Source organism: Pseudomonas sp. CCC4.1, assembly GCF_035019225.1.
In the GTDB taxonomy this organism is placed as follows: Bacteria; Pseudomonadota; Gammaproteobacteria; order Pseudomonadales; family Pseudomonadaceae; genus Aquipseudomonas; species Aquipseudomonas bubulae.
In genome coordinates this window covers 106,292-120,109 of sequence record NZ_JASJWL010000001.1, presented here as the reverse complement: position 1 = coordinate 120,109, position 13,818 = coordinate 106,292, and the positions used below count along the sequence as shown (strand labels likewise).

General features: G+C 58.5%; 11 protein-coding genes and 1 pseudogene. 6 read left to right on the top strand and 6 right to left on the bottom strand.

Annotated features, from left to right (window positions below; translation table 11 throughout):
* The first annotated feature begins 2 nt into the window (after window positions 1–2).
* Window positions 3–638 (top strand): response regulator transcription factor, encoded by a 636-nt coding sequence (locus QN377_RS00500; RefSeq protein ID WP_095000202.1) that lies wholly within the window; start codon window positions 3–5, stop codon window positions 636–638.
* Here the strand turns inward: QN377_RS00500 and QN377_RS00495 are convergent.
* A pseudogene (locus QN377_RS00495) lies at window positions 625–2,027 on the bottom strand (PLP-dependent aminotransferase family protein). The gene QN377_RS00500 and the pseudogene QN377_RS00495 sit on opposite strands and share 14 nt — an antisense overlap.
* Window positions 2,028–2,156: 129 nt before the next feature.
* On the opposite strand from QN377_RS00495, the gene QN377_RS00490 reads away from it, so the two are divergent.
* Window positions 2,157–2,795: a LysE family translocator gene (locus QN377_RS00490; protein ID WP_095000204.1), complete on the top strand. Its 639-nt coding sequence runs from the start codon at window positions 2,157–2,159 to the stop codon at window positions 2,793–2,795.
* Window positions 2,796–2,816: 21 nt separating this feature from the next.
* Here the strand turns inward: QN377_RS00490 and QN377_RS00485 are convergent, their stop codons facing one another.
* A complete protein-coding gene (locus tag QN377_RS00485; protein ID WP_095019143.1) occupies window positions 2,817–3,293 on the bottom strand; it encodes a hemerythrin domain-containing protein in 477 nt (158 codons plus the stop codon).
* A gap of 269 nt (window positions 3,294–3,562) precedes the next feature.
* On the opposite strand from QN377_RS00485, the gene QN377_RS00480 reads away from it, so the two are divergent.
* The gene (locus QN377_RS00480) at window positions 3,563–4,531 is read left to right on the top strand and encodes a site-specific integrase (RefSeq protein ID WP_178110299.1); all 969 of its coding nucleotides are present in this window, start codon (window positions 3,563–3,565) and stop codon (window positions 4,529–4,531) included.
* 83 nt (window positions 4,532–4,614) lie between these two features.
* Window positions 4,615–4,812, top strand: a complete 198-nt coding sequence (locus QN377_RS00475; RefSeq protein ID WP_095000205.1) for a PLDc N-terminal domain-containing protein — start codon at window positions 4,615–4,617, stop codon at window positions 4,810–4,812.
* 3 nt (window positions 4,813–4,815) lie between these two features.
* Here QN377_RS00475 and QN377_RS00470 read toward each other — a convergent pair whose 3' ends face one another.
* Window positions 4,816–5,904: a polyamine ABC transporter substrate-binding protein gene (locus tag QN377_RS00470; protein ID WP_301447895.1), complete on the bottom strand. Its 1,089-nt coding sequence runs from the start codon at window positions 5,902–5,904 to the stop codon at window positions 4,816–4,818.
* A 50-nt stretch (window positions 5,905–5,954) separates the two neighbouring features.
* On the bottom strand, window positions 5,955–7,256 hold the full coding sequence (locus QN377_RS00465) for an NAD(P)/FAD-dependent oxidoreductase (protein ID WP_095019145.1): 1,302 nt from the start codon (window positions 7,254–7,256) through the stop codon (window positions 5,955–5,957).
* A gap of 156 nt (window positions 7,257–7,412) precedes the next feature.
* Between QN377_RS00465 and QN377_RS00460 the strand changes: the two genes are divergently transcribed.
* Together QN377_RS00460 and QN377_RS00455 are read left to right on the top strand one after the other, a co-directional pair.
* Window positions 7,413–8,309 (top strand): LysR substrate-binding domain-containing protein, encoded by an 897-nt coding sequence (locus QN377_RS00460; RefSeq protein ID WP_095019146.1) that lies wholly within the window; start codon window positions 7,413–7,415, stop codon window positions 8,307–8,309.
* A gap of 261 nt (window positions 8,310–8,570) precedes the next feature.
* Window positions 8,571–10,136 (top strand): TerC family protein, encoded by a 1,566-nt coding sequence (locus QN377_RS00455; RefSeq protein WP_095019147.1) that lies wholly within the window; start codon window positions 8,571–8,573, stop codon window positions 10,134–10,136.
* Between the two features lie 438 nt (window positions 10,137–10,574).
* Here the strand turns inward: QN377_RS00455 and QN377_RS00450 are convergent, their stop codons facing one another.
* Both QN377_RS00450 and QN377_RS00445 read right to left on the bottom strand, forming a co-directional pair.
* Window positions 10,575–12,995, bottom strand: a complete 2,421-nt coding sequence (locus tag QN377_RS00450) for a glucose/quinate/shikimate family membrane-bound PQQ-dependent dehydrogenase (protein WP_095019148.1) — start codon at window positions 12,993–12,995, stop codon at window positions 10,575–10,577.
* Between the two features lie 276 nt (window positions 12,996–13,271).
* Complete coding sequence (locus tag QN377_RS00445) at window positions 13,272–13,754, bottom strand: cupin domain-containing protein (RefSeq protein WP_095019149.1); 483 nt, start codon at window positions 13,752–13,754, stop codon at window positions 13,272–13,274.
* Window positions 13,755–13,818 lie beyond the last annotated feature (64 nt).

Below are 13,818 nucleotides of genomic sequence, written 5' to 3'. Positions count from 1 at the left end.
CGATGACAACCCAAACCCGGCCTGTGGTGTATGTGGTGGATGACGATCAGGGCATGCTCGACTCGACGGTCTGGTTGCTCGAGTCCGTGGGCCTCAATGCGCTGGCGTTTACAAGCGGGCAGGCCTTTCTTGACGCTTGCGACCCGACCTTGTGTGCCTGTGTGGTACTGGATATCCGCATGCCGGCCATGGGCGGCCTGAATGTTCAGCAGGCATTGCGTGAACGAGGGATCAGGATGCCGGTGATCTTTGTCAGCGGGCATGCCGATGTGCCCATTGTGGTACGGGCTTTCAAGGCCGGTGCCCATGATTTTATCGAGAAGCCCTATAACCAGCAGTTGTTGCTCGACAGCGTACAGCAGGCCCTGAGTGGCGATACCGCGCAGCAAAGCGCCAGCCAGGAACAGACCGAACTTGAGGCCCGTCTGCAAAGCCTGACACCGCGTGAGCAAGATGTATTCATGCCTTTGGTCAAGGGCTGCACCACCCGTGAAATTGCCGCGCTGCTGGGGGTGAGTGCCAAGACTATCGACCTGTATCGCTCCCGGGTGATGAAGCGCATGCAGGCCCGGCATTTGCCCGATCTGGTGGGCATGGCCATTGCTGCCGGGCTAGTTGATCCGCTCAGGTTGGGTTAGTCAGTAATGCCTCGACGCCAGCCATGACGGCAGGCGTGTCGGTGTGGGCGACGTTGAAGCGCATGCAGCGGCGCAGTTGCGGATCGAAACCGAACAGGATCCCGGGCGCGAGCACCAGGCCACGGGCAAGCGCCTGCTGGGCGAGGGTTTCGCCATCCAGCCCGGCAGGCAATGTGGCCCAGATAAACATGCCGCCGGCGTAGGGCACGCTCAACCTGAAGCCCAGGCCCTGCAACCAGCCCGAAACCCGTGCACCACTGGCCTGCAGGCCTTGCACCACGCGCTTGCGGTGTTTGTGATAAGTGCCGTCATTGAGCATCGAGCACACCAGTTGCTCAAGCATTTCCGAAGTAATCCCGCCGCACATCAGTTTCATCTGGGTCAGCTCGGCGGCCATCTGCGCAGAGGCCACGACAAAGCTCACCCGCAGGTTGGCACTGAGGGTTTTCGAAAAACCGCTCAGGTAGGTCACTTGCTCCACGCCTGCCAGCGCCACCAGCCGGGGGGGGGGGCTGGGTGCAGGTCGCCATAAAGATCATCTTCGATAATGGCGCACTCATAACGCTTGGCCAGCTCAAGCAGTCCGTAGGCCTGCCCGGGTGTGAAGGAGTGCCCGGTGGGGTTATGCAGCAGCCCGGTGGTGAGGTAAAGCGTTGGCCGGTGCTGGCTGAACAGGGTTTGCAGCGCTTGCAGGTCCAGCCCTTGGGCGGTGCGCTCCACAGTGATCACGCGCACGCCATGCAAGGCCAGGTTGGCGTGAAAATTGAAATAACAAGGCATGTCCAACAGCACGGTATCGCCAGGGCGCACGCGCAAGCGCAGCAGCATGTCGAGCCCCAGCACGGTATTGGCCGTGGTGATGATCTGCTCGACCCCCACATTCAGGCCCTGGCTCAACAGTTTCTGCTGCAAGGCCTGACGCAGCGGCAAATAGCCCGCCGGGTCACCATAACCGGTCAGTCGCAGGGCTGGCGAGCGACTGAGCTGGCGCATGTTGCCACGCAGGGCGCTGGCTTCCAGCCAGCTTTCCGGTAAATGCCCGCTGCCGGGGCGCAGGGCACCGCTGGCACCGGTCAGGGAGCGGCGCAAGACGCTGTGCAAGTCTTGCGGCAGCAGGTCAAGGGCAGTGGCGCGTCCGCTCTGCAGCGTTTTCGTCGCAACAAAGTAGCCCAGGCCCTGACTGGATGTGATTCTGTCCTGCCCGCGCAAGCGATCCAGGGCTTCGATCAGGGTGAATTTGCTGACGCCCCAGTGAGCAGTCATCTCGCGTGCCGAAGGCAGTTTGCTGCCGGGGTTGAGCAGACCCTGATCAATGGCCTGGCTCAAGGCATCAACAATCTGCTGGACCTTGGACAGGCCGGGTTGAAACGCAACGGTAGGTAAGTGCATGCAGGGCCTCGTACTTTACCGGTCATGCTACCAGTAAAGGTCGGTAAAGTTTGTCAGTGCTTGCTCTGCCAATAGCCAGCAGGGCCTGCCTAGACTGCGCGACCGTAATTTCTGGATTCAACCACCGTCATGGCCACGCAACTGACACTCGCTTCATTTCTGTATTTTCTGATGTTTTGCGCCACCATGACCTTCAGCCCCGGGCCCATGACCCTGCTCTTGATGGGGTTCGGCATGCAGCAGGGGCTCAAGCGTTCCATGCCGGTACAACTGGGAGCCAGCGCAGCGTATCTGGTGTCGATTCTTGTATTTGCCGTAGGCTTCGCCGAACTGATCAAGGGCAACCCATTAATCAGTCGCGGGATCCAGTATGTGGGGGTTACGTACTTGCTGTACCTGGCGTACCGGCAGTGGACCAGCACCGGGTTGAAACTGGACAGTCCCGACACACTGCACAACGATTTTACAGGGCGCTTTGGCAAGGGCCTGCTCACCGGTTTCTCCAACCCGAAAACCATCGTCATGTTCAGCGCCGTATTCCCGCAGTTCGCCGGGCAGGGCAGTGATTCCCGAATGCTGGATCTGGCGGTACTGGGGCTGGCTTTTTTGCTGCTGCAGTTTGCCAGTGGTTGCCTGTATTGTTACTTCGGTCAACGTATTCGCCGGGTGCTGCAAAGCCCGTCGCGACAAGTGTTGTTGCAACGGGCTACAGCCTGCATGTTGCTGGGGGTTGCAGTGATGCTGGCGCGAGGCTTTACCCAGGGCTGAACCTGCCGGGCGCTGGTGCCATCACGCCGCCAGGGGCTTGCTGTTCAGGGACTTTTTGTATTCGGCTTTCATCGCTTCCATCTGTTTTCCCAGCTCATCGAGCACCGCTTTACCGAGCAACTTGCGGGCCTGGGGAAACATCTCGGTTTCTTCCTCTTCGATATGGTGCTCGAGGAGTTCCTTGACCACCTTTGCACGACCGGAGAATTCCAGAGAATCGGGGGCAGTTTTCTTAAGGTCAGGCAATACCAGGGAGTCCACAGTGCGGTGTTCTTCCTTCGCTTCGTGGTACATGACGGCTTGCTCTTTACCACCGGCTTTCTTGAAGACCGGGTAGAGGATTTCCTCTTCAAGGCGGGTGTGGATAGTAATTTCCATTTCCAGTTTGTTGAGCAGTTCAGTGCGTTTTTTCACGGCGCGCTCGGTGGAGTCGCTGAGCTGGCTCAAGATGGCCTTGACTCGTTTGTGGTCTTCCAACAGCAAATCGATGGCATTCATATTCACTCACCTGTCTCTTTCACGGATAGGGATGGGCCTTTGTGCATACGACCCTCAGGGGTGAATATTGCATTAGCTGTACCAACTTGAACGAACGATATAAAATTAATAAAAATCAATTAGTTAAGTTTTAAAGCTGACGTTTCTATTCGTGCAGAATGCATGCATGCCGCGACCAGGTCATGCAATTCGCGAGTAGGTTGGCGTTAATGCGCTAAACGCGGAAATCCCCGCCGCATGGGGTATATTGCGAACTGTTTCTGCCTGTAATGAGATTGGTTTTGTCTACGATTGACTCCCCGCTACCGCCGCTTTCTTCCTTGGTGTTAAACCCGGTGCAAACGCCTGTGGCGCTTTATCTTCAGCGGCTGGCGCCGTCCAGCCGCCAGACCATGCGTTATGTATTGCAGGAAGCGGCAGACCGCCTGGGCGCTGAAGACGTGGCGATTGATGAATTCCCCTGGCATCAACTGCAACCGGGGCATATCACCGCACTGGTGGCGGCGTTACGTGAAGACGGTTACGCGCCAAATACCTCATCGCTCTATGTCAACGCCATTCGCGGCGTGATGAATCAGGCCTGGCAACAAAACCTGATTACTCAGGATCATTTGCTCAAGATACGCGCAGTCAAGGCGGGAGGCGGTTCGCGGCTGGTCAAGGGGCGTAACCTGCGGCGCAATCTGATTCGCGAGCTGATGGACGTCTGTGCCGCAGACCCCCGTCCGCAAGGGCTCAGGGACGCGGCGATCATCGCAATTCTGTATGGCTCGGGGATGCGCAAGTCCGAGTCGGTGAATATGGACCTGTGGCAGGTCGATGTAGAACAGCGCAGCTTGCAGGTGCTGGGCAAGGGCAACAAGGAACTGATCAAGTTTGCACCGGCCTGGGCTTTCGAAAAACTGGAAGAGTGGCTGGCGTTCCGCCGGGCGAACCTGCCGGACGGGGTCAGTGATGACACCTTTTTGTTCAATCGCATCCGCCGCGGCAACCACATCACTCGTGATCGCCTGACCAAACATGCGATCTATTACATCGCCAAGCAGCGGGGCAGGCAGGTAGGGGTCGACATCATGCCCCATGATTTTCGTCGCTCGTTCATTACCCGGGTGATTGAAGAGTACGACGTGTCGATCGCACAGAAGCTGGCGCACCACGCCAACATTGCCACCACCGTCAGCTATGACGTGCGCGATGACAACGAGCGGCGCAATGTGACCGACCGCTTCCTGTTGTAAGCGCAAGGGTTGGCGGTTTTAAGAATTAATGAACCCTCGCGCCATCTCCCCGCCTAACGTTTAACAACCACAGGAGGTCGCGCATGCAAATCGAAACCATATGGGTGGTACTGGCTATTATTCTGGTGCTGCTGGAGCTCTGGGCAATCCGCGGGGTGATGAAAAGCGGGGCACGGTCAAGCAGCCGGCTGATGTGGATTGCCATTATCATCTTCGCGCCGTTGCTGGGCATGCTGGCGTGGCTGGTTGCCGGGCCAAGGCAGCCGAGCACACACCATTGAATATCACGTATTGGTCTTGAGCTTGGTCCACAAACGGGTGCTCAGACGGGCGATTTTGGCCGGCAGGTCTTCCACGGTGAACAGGGTGTCGATCACTTCACTGGACGGGTAGATCGCCGGGTCCTGTTTCACGTCCGGCGCCAGGTACGGGTCTGCCGCCTGGTTGGGGTTGGCGTAGTGGATATGGTTGCTGATAGTGGCAATCACTTGCGGGGTCAGCAGGTAGTTCATGTAGGTGTAGGCATTTTTTTCATGGGGCGCGCTCTTGGGCATGACCACCATGTCCAGCCATAACGTCGAACCTTCCTTTGGGATCGAATACGCAATGTCGATCCCGTTCCCGGCTTCCCGCGCACTTGCCGCAGCCTGTACCACATCACCATTGAAGCCGATCACCGCACAGATATTGCCGTTGGCCAGATCACTGATGTATTTGGATGCATGAAAATACTGAACATAAGGTCGTATTTTCAGCAGCGCCGCTTCGGCTTTCTTGTAGTCCTCAGGCTCATGACTATGGTGCGGCAAGCCCAGGTAGTTGAGAGTGATCGGCAACACTTGCGTCGGATTGTCGATAATCGCCACACCGCACTGGCTCAGTTTTTTGATGTTGTTTTCATCGAAAAACAGGCTCCAGGAGCGGGTGACATCCGTGGTACCAAAAATCGCCTTGATCTTCTCGACGTTGTAGCCGATCCCAGCCGTGCCCCACATGTAGGGGTAGCCGTACTGATTGCCGGGATCGTTGGCTTCCAGTTTGCTCATTAACACCGGATCCAGGTTCTTCCAGTTTGGCAACTGGCTCCTGTCCAGTTTCTGGATGGCACCGGCCTTGATCAGGCGGGACATAAAGTGGTTCGAAGGGCTGACCACGTCATAGCCGGTATTACCGGTCATCAACTTGGATTCCAGCACTTCGTTGCTGTCGTGAATATCGTAGGTCGCCTTGATCCCTGTTTCCTTGGTGAAGGTGGTCAGGGTGTCGTCGGCAATATAGCCGTTCCAGTTGGAAATATTCACGCTCTCGTCGGCGTGGCTGACGGCCGAAAACGCGGCGAGCATGACCGCAAGGGAGACCGGGCTGATGTTCATGTTCAATCACCTTTTCAAGGAGCTTTTATTCTTTTGTGGTGTGAGAGTGTTCAGATTTCTGTTTTGGCTCTGAGGGCTTCCATGCGCATGCGCAGCGCTGCACCGACGTCAAAAAATGGCCGTGGCGGCAACCAGCCCGGCTGCGCTCTGTCCATGACCGACTGCAGCAGGGGCGAGCTGGCGCCACAGGCCAGCTCTGCGAGCAGACGGCCCCACAGCGTGCCGCGGGCAACCCCGGAGCCATTGCAGCCCGCCACGGCATAGATGCCTTCCTCGACCTTGGCAAAGTACGGCTGGCCACTGCGGGTAGCGCTCAGATGGCCGGTCCAGGTGTAGCGGATGTCTTGCTCACCGAGCCCGGGGAAGCGACGTTGCAGGCCCAGTGCATGGTGTTTTCGACGCAGTGACAAGTCACTGCCGGACAAATCGCGCGTACGGTATTCCGCGGTATTGCGGATCATTACCCGCCGATCCGGAGTCAGTCGCACCGTGGCGCCCAGCGGCCTCGTCGACAGCACGCCCCAGGGCTCGACACTGCCGATGGCCTGATACTCCTTGTCGCTCAGGGGGCGGGTGAGGCTGGCGCTGAGCTCCATCGGGAAGGTTGCGCTGTTGTCGATCCCGGCGCGGGGGATAAAGGCATTCAGGCATACCAGTACCTGTGCGGCTTCAATGCTGCCCTGGATACCCTTGGCCCGAATGCGTCCGCCACTCAGGCGTTCAAGCCCGATGATGTCGGTGTTTTCAAAAAGGCTGACATTGGCCGGCAAGGCATCCAGCAGACCCTTGACGTATTTCGCCGGCTGCAACAACGCATTGCCATTGCCGCACCAGATGGCCGCCTGGTAATGGCGGGTGCCTAGTGTCTGCGCCAGTTGCGCGCCTTCCAGAAAGTGTGCAGATGCGCCGACTGCATGCAGGGTCTTGAGCTTGGCCTCAACCTGGGTCAATTTGCCCGGGTCGTTGACGGCGAAGTAGTAACCCGAATCCCGGTACTCGCAGTCGATGCCGTGGCGCGCAATGCGCATGCGCACTTCATCACCGGCCGCCTGGCCGATTGTCGAGTCCACGGCATAGCCGGCAAATCCGCTCTTGCCGATCAGCTCGTCATCAGCCGGGTTTTCATGGGCCACCGCGTAACCGGAGTTGCGTGCCGATGCCCCTTGGGCTGCACGTTGCCTGTCGACAATCAGGATGCGAGCTTGCGGGTGCAATTGCGCCAGGGAATGGGCCGTACTGAGGCCGGTAATGCCCGCACCGATAATCAACCAGTCGGCTTTCTCGACGCCTTTGAGGTGATCACGGAGGGGGGAGCTTCCTGCCAGGGCAATCCAGCCACATTCATTCTTCACGTTTCACCTCATTTGCCGGTCAGGGGGCTGCCCGGCCTTTGAATACATGCGCTAATTGCATGGCTGGCCGTTGCTGGCGCTGGTTATGGATGGAATTTAGGCGGTACCAAGTGATATAACCAACGCTATTAATTCATTGATTGATGCAAAAAACACATGGATAAGGTTCGTCACGTACCCTCGTTGCAGGGTTTGCAGGCACTGGTAGAGGTGGCTGAATCGGGCAGCTTCACACAGGCGGCGCAGACGCTGTGTCTGACCCAAAGCGCTATCAGCCGGAAAATCCAGCAACTGGAAGCTCACTTTGGTGTGACGTTGTTTGTCAGAACCAGTCGCAGCGTGCGCATGACCGTCGAAGGCGAACAGGTGCTGGCCAGTGCCCGCGGCATTCTTGAACAGTTAAAGCTGCTGGAAGATCGTTTGTCGCCGCAAAAGCGGCCCTTTCGCATCCGCATGCATGTATCGCTGGCCGTGCGCTGGTTACTGCCCAAGCTCAGTGACTTTTACTTGCAGCACCCGGACATAGCCTTGTCGATTGAAACGGTCGCCACCGAGGTTGTCGAACCGGCCAGCGACAGCGATGCCTACATCCTGTACTTGCCCCGACCCTCCACTGACCCGGCCTGCATGGCTTTATTCGATGAGGCTCTGGTGCCAGTGTGTGCACCCAGCCTGGGGCCGCTGGCGTCGATGGAGGATCTGCTGCGCTTTGCGCTGTTGCATCGCTCGGCCGACCAGCAAGCCTGGCACGACTGGCTCGCCGCCAATGACGGCAAGCCACTGCACAGCTATCGGCATATCCCGTTCAATCTCGATGAGCTGGCCCTCGATGCTGCCGCGCGTGGCTTGGGGGTGGCGGTCACGGACATGACCCTGGCGGCGGAGTCCATTCAACGCGGGGCACTGGTGATTCCGTTTGGTGAACCGTTGAAAACCGGTGGTAACTATTCGTTGTGCCTGCAACCTGCTGCAGACTTGCATCCGGCGTGTCCGGCGGTGCTGCAATGGTTCGCCAGTCAGGTCGAGCAAGGCGGAGGAGGGAGAACTTGTTAAATTTTGTAATAAGTCCGCTAACAGGAAATGAGTTTAATCGCTGTAGGATTGCATCCCCAATTCACTAAAGGCTTGTATGAACACCCTTCAGGAACCACCCAGTCGCAGTTTTGAATCTGCGCTTGCCCCAGGCTTGATCCTCGCAATCGAGCACGTGTTACCCATTCCCCGCCCTCTATTTTGCGCCAGCACCTCTGCTGCTGCGCTTGTCTGTGCGCGCTCGCCGTTAACCCAGCACCTTCGTGAGATTGACTGATACCTATGGAATGGATTGCAGATCCCACGGCCTGGCTCGGCCTGTTGACCCTGATTGTGCTGGAACTGGTACTGGGTATTGATAACCTGGTGTTTATCGCCATCCTCGCCGACAAACTGCCGCCGGAGCAGCGCGACCGTGCCCGGGTCATCGGCCTGACGCTGGCCCTGGTCATGCGCCTGGGCCTGCTGGCAAGCATCTCGTGGATGGTCACGCTGACGCAGCCTTTGTTCGAAGTCTTCGACAAAGCGTTCTCGGGGCGCGACCTGATCATGCTGTTCGGCGGCTTGTTCCTGTTGTTCAAGGCCACGATGGAGTTGCATGAGCGCCTGGAAGGGCATGTGGCCGAGCGCTCATCGGCGCTGGGCTATGCCATGTTCTGGCCGATTGTGGCGCAGATTGTCGTGCTCGACGCGGTGTTTTCCCTGGACGCGGTGATTACCGCGGTAGGCATGGTTGAACATCTGTCGGTGATGATGATTGCCGTGGTGTTCTCGATCGGCCTGATGATCATCGCCAGCAAACCGTTGACCCACTTCGTCAACAGTCACCCTACGGTGATCATGCTGTGCCTGGGCTTCTTGATGATGATCGGCTTCAGCCTGACTGCCGAGGGCCTGGGCTTTCATATCCCGAAAGGTTATCTGTACGCCGCCATCGGCTTCTCGATCCTGATCGAAGTACTCAACCAGATTGCCCGTGCGCGCCGCAAGAAAAGCGTGCAGGGCCTGCGACCCATGCGCGAGCGCACCGCCCATGCGGTGATGCGCTTGCTTGGCGGGCGCACCCTGAGTGCTGATGAAGTGGGCGAAGAGATTGCCGACATGCTTGACGGTGGCAGTCATCAGAACGTCTTCCATCGACGCGAGCGCGTGATGATCAGTGGCGTATTGCAACTGGCGGAACGGTCGATTCGCACGGTGATGACGCCCCGTGCCGAGATCGATCATATCGATCTGGCTGATTCGGCAGAGATCATTCGTACAAAGCTGATGCATTCATCGTATTCCCGACTGCCCCTGATCCGGGATGGCCGGGTAGATGAACCCTTGGGCTTTGTGCATAAAAAGGAGCTGCTCAAGGAGCTGTTGGCGGGGCATGAACCGGATCTGGAGGCGATGGCGCGCAAGGCCATCAATCTGCTGGACAGCTTCACGATTCTCAACGCTCTGGAACAGATGCGTAAAGAGTCGACGCACATTGCGTTTGTCATCAACGAGTTCGGTGACTTCATCGGCCTGCTGACCATGACTGACATTCTCGAGTCGATCGCTGGTGAACTGCCGGATGCCAGCGAGATAGAGGGGCCCAATATCGTTGCCCAGGAGGAGGGTTATCTGGTCAGCGGCGCCTTGAACCTGAGCCAGATTCGCCAGCACATCGGCTTTGCAGCCAAGGCCACGGATGACTATCAGACACTTGCAGGTATGGTCATGAGTTTACTGGATCGTCTGCCGATGATTGGCGACAAGCTGACGTGGGAAGGCTGGACCTTGACCGTAGTCGAGGTAGAAGAGCGGAGGGTGACGCGGGTGTTGCTGAGCAAATCCGCTCCCACAGTAAAAAGTTAGCGCGGTCATTGTGGGAACCGGGCTTGCCCGCGATGCAGGCAACCCGGTCTGTCTGAAGGACCGAGGCGCTGCTATCGCGAGCAAGCCCGCTCCCACAGTAAAAGGTTAGCGCGGTCAGTGTGGGAGCCGGGCTTGCCCGCGATGCAGCCGACCCGGTCTGTCTGAAGGACATAGGCGCTGCCATCGCGAGCAAGTCCGCTCCCACAGTAAAAAGTTAGCGCGGTCAGTGTGGGAGTCGGCCTTGCCCGCGATGCAGGCGACCCGGTCTGTCTGAAGGATCGAGGCGCTGCCATCGCGAGCAAGCCCGATCCCACAGTAAAAGGTTAGCGCGATCAGTGTGGGAGCCGGGCTTGCCCGCGATGCAGGCAACCCGGTCTGTCTGAAGGATCGAGGCGCTGCTATCGCGAGCAAGCCCGATCCCACAGGGGAGGGCAGTGCTTAGTTGCTGTCAGGCAGTGCGTAAGCGATCACGTAGTCACCGCGATCCGGCGACTGACGGGCACCACCAGCGGTGATCACGATGTATTGCTTGCCGGTTTTAGGCGAAACAAAGGTCATCGGACCGCCCTGGCTGCCAACAGGCAAACGGGCTTTCCAGGCTTCTTCACCGTTGGCCGAGTTAAAAGCGCGCAGGTAGAAGTCTTGAGTGCCAGCGATGAACACCAGGCCACCTTGTGTCGACAGGGTACCGCCCAGTGTAGGCATGCCGATCGGCAGTTGCAGACCCATCTTGATCCCCATCGGGCCGGTGTCCTGCACGGTACCGACCGGTACTTGCCAGGCGACCTTCTGAGTCTTCATGTCAATGGCGGTCAGCGTACCGAAAGGCGGGGCCTGGCACGGAATACCGGCTACCGACAGGAAGCGGTTTTTGTTCACCGCATAAGGCGTGCCCTTGAGCGGTACGGCACCCATGCCGGTGTTCAGCGCTTCACCGCCAGAAGAGGCCTTGGCGTCTTTTTGCTGCGGAACCATCTGCACCCACAAGCCCAGGCGCATGTCGTTGACGAAAATAAAGCCGTGTACAGGGTCAGTCGACAGGCTGCCCCAGTTCATGCCACCCAGCGAACCCGGGAAGCTCAACGACACATCAGTGCCCGGCGCGGTGTACAGACCTTCGTAACGCATCTTCTTGAAGGAAATACGGCACAGCATCTGATCAAACGGGGTTGCACCCCACATGTCCGATTCAGTCAGGGTCTGCGCACCAATCTGTGGCATGCCCACGGATTTTGGCTGGGTCAGCGAGTAGGGCTCGTCCGGAATGTTCGAGGCCTTGACCGGTACTTCTTCAACCTTGGTCAGCGGCTGGCCGGTGTGGCGATCGAGGACAAAAATCTGCCCGGCCTTGGTGCCAATCACTACCGCCGGGACCTTGCTGCCGTCCGCTTTGGCGAAGTCGATCAGGCTTGGTTGCATCGGCAGATCGAAGTCCCACAAGTCATTGTGGACGGTCTGGTATACCCATTTTTCTTCGCCAGTGGTGGCGTTCAGTGCCAGTACCGATGCACCGTACTTGTGGTTCAGCTCGGTACGTTCGACACCATAGATGTCGGTGGACGAGCTGCCCATCGGCAAGAATACGGTGTTCATCAGCGGGTCATAGGACATCGGTGCCCAACTGTTCGGCGTGCTGCGAACGTAGGTCTTGCCTTCTGCCGGTGCTTGCTTGTCCTGCGGGTTGCCCGGGTCGAAGGCCCAGCGCATGGCGCCGGTCACTACGTCGAAACCACGGATCACGCCACCTGGCATATCGGTCTGCACGTTGTCAGCCACGCGACCGCCAACCACCACCGTGGTACCTGCCATCAACGGTGCCGACGACAACTGGTAGTAGGAATCGGGCACATTGCCCAGGCCGGCCTTGAGATCGACCTGGCCATTACTGCCGAAGTCCTGGCAGAACTTGCCGGTGTCCGCATCGACGGCAATCAAGCGGGCATCGATGGTGTTGGTCAGCAGGCGACGCTGGCACGCCGCGCCCGGGGCAACGGTGACAGCTGCGGCCGGGGTGCTGCCATCGGTGGGTGCTGCGACTGGGGCGCTGGCATCAAAGTAGGCCAGGCCACGGCAACGCTGCCAGACGGCGGCCTTGGCATTGATGTTGTTCTTCCACAACTCTTTACCAGTATCGGCGTCCAGCGCGATCAGGTTGTTGTGTGGCGTACAGATAAACACTTTGTCGCCCACTTGCAGCGGGGTCATCTGGTCTTCTGCGCCATTGCCATCACTGATGGCCACATCGCCGGTCTGGTAGGTCCAGGCCGGTACCAGCTTGGACACGTTGCTACGGTTGATCTGATCCAGAGCAGCAAAGCGGCTGCCACCTTCGTCATTGCCGTAGTGTGCCCAGTCTTTCTGGGCTTTGGCCGGGTCAACCTTGGTCAGGCCCGGGCCGTCACCGGTCGGTGCGATCGAGGCGTGAGGCTGGAACATCCCCCAGAAGCCGGCGGCGATGGCCACGGCCAGCACTGCACCCAGCGCATAACCGGCGTTGCCGCTCAGGCCATTGGCCTTGCGCAGCGAAGGGTAAGCCAGCGCCACGACCAGGCTGAGCACAGCCAGGGCAAACAGACGTGAAACCAGCGGCCAGAACACCAGCCCGGCATCAGCCAGGGCCCAGATAACACTGGCGCCCATGATGGCAGCAAACAGCCAGGCACCTGCCAGGCGTCGCTTGAACAGCAACACGGACGAAGCGACCATGCCCAGGCCCGCAAGCAGGAAGTACAGGCTGCCACCGAGCGTGGCCAGGTAGCCGCCACCGGCGACATAGAGCAAACCGAAAACCAGCACGCCTAAAGCGGCGACCCAGATGGGCCAACGGCTTGCGGCTGCCGAAGGTTGAGCGTTATTCATTGTGCATGACCCTATTGATGCATGAACGGTTGGGAGGAGGGCATAGCGTTTAACTGTAGCGGCTTGCAAGGCAGGCGCAGACGTGTCGGCGTTTCTGCACGTCGTCGAGGCCTTGAACAGGCCAGGTCGACAGACCGGGAAACGTCCGAAACAGTTATGTACTAAACGGTTAGTTTTATAACTTTAACAAAAACCCGGGCCTGCGACAAATTGTCAGTGTCGAGAGTCCGATAAGAGGGGATGTCAGGGGGAGGGCAAAGGGCGCGCAGATGCCCTTCAGCCATAGGGGCTGCCATCTTTATGGACGAAGTGCCATGTGCCGTCGACTGCCGTCACCGCCTGTATATCGTCTGACGGGTAAGTCACGCTATCTCCGACACTACGGTCGCCTACTTCAAGAACCACGCAGAGGGTGTCAGTTTTATTCTCCAGATGGTGGGCAAGCCCTTTGGCGGGGAAGCCCGCAATCATCCCCGGAGCCAGTTGCACGCTTTCATCACCTCTGAACAAGGTCGGATGACCCTCCAGGACATAGATAAATTCGTCCTGTAATGAGTGCGAGTGATGAAGGGCGGAGAGACTGCCTGGCGGCAGGTGTACAAGGTTGACGCCAAAATTCTTCAAGTTGAACAGATCACCCAGAGGCCGTTTGGTGCGGCCCTGCATCAGGGACGCGAAGGGCTCGGGGTAGTTGCTGGGGCGGGTTCTCTGCGCTGCATCGCAAGCATTGATCGGGCCTTGCTCAGTGGGGCGGATCATGGTGCGTCCCTCAAGATCAACAGCCAAACACAGAGGGGCAGTGCAACCGCCTTGGCAATCTGCA

What these genes read in the sequence shown, in the direction of transcription:
- QN377_RS00500 (WP_095000202.1), top strand. Translation starts at nt 3, where the DNA reads ATGACAACCCAAACCCGGCCTGTGGTGTATGTGGTGGATGACGATCAG.
- QN377_RS00490 (WP_095000204.1), top strand. Translation starts at nt 2,157, where the DNA reads ATGGCCACGCAACTGACACTCGCTTCATTTCTGTATTTTCTGATGTTT.
- QN377_RS00485 (WP_095019143.1), bottom strand. Translation starts at nt 3,293, where the DNA reads ATGAATGCCATCGATTTGCTGTTGGAAGACCACAAACGAGTCAAGGCC.
- QN377_RS00480 (WP_178110299.1), top strand. Translation starts at nt 3,563, where the DNA reads ATGAGATTGGTTTTGTCTACGATTGACTCCCCGCTACCGCCGCTTTCT.
- QN377_RS00475 (WP_095000205.1), top strand. Translation starts at nt 4,615, where the DNA reads ATGCAAATCGAAACCATATGGGTGGTACTGGCTATTATTCTGGTGCTG.
- QN377_RS00470 (WP_301447895.1), bottom strand. Translation starts at nt 5,904, where the DNA reads ATGAACATCAGCCCGGTCTCCCTTGCGGTCATGCTCGCCGCGTTTTCG.
- QN377_RS00460 (WP_095019146.1), top strand. Translation starts at nt 7,413, where the DNA reads ATGGATAAGGTTCGTCACGTACCCTCGTTGCAGGGTTTGCAGGCACTG.
- QN377_RS00455 (WP_095019147.1), top strand. Translation starts at nt 8,571, where the DNA reads ATGGAATGGATTGCAGATCCCACGGCCTGGCTCGGCCTGTTGACCCTG.
- QN377_RS00450 (WP_095019148.1), bottom strand. Translation starts at nt 12,995, where the DNA reads ATGAATAACGCTCAACCTTCGGCAGCCGCAAGCCGTTGGCCCATCTGG.
- QN377_RS00445 (WP_095019149.1), bottom strand. Translation starts at nt 13,754, where the DNA reads ATGATCCGCCCCACTGAGCAAGGCCCGATCAATGCTTGCGATGCAGCG.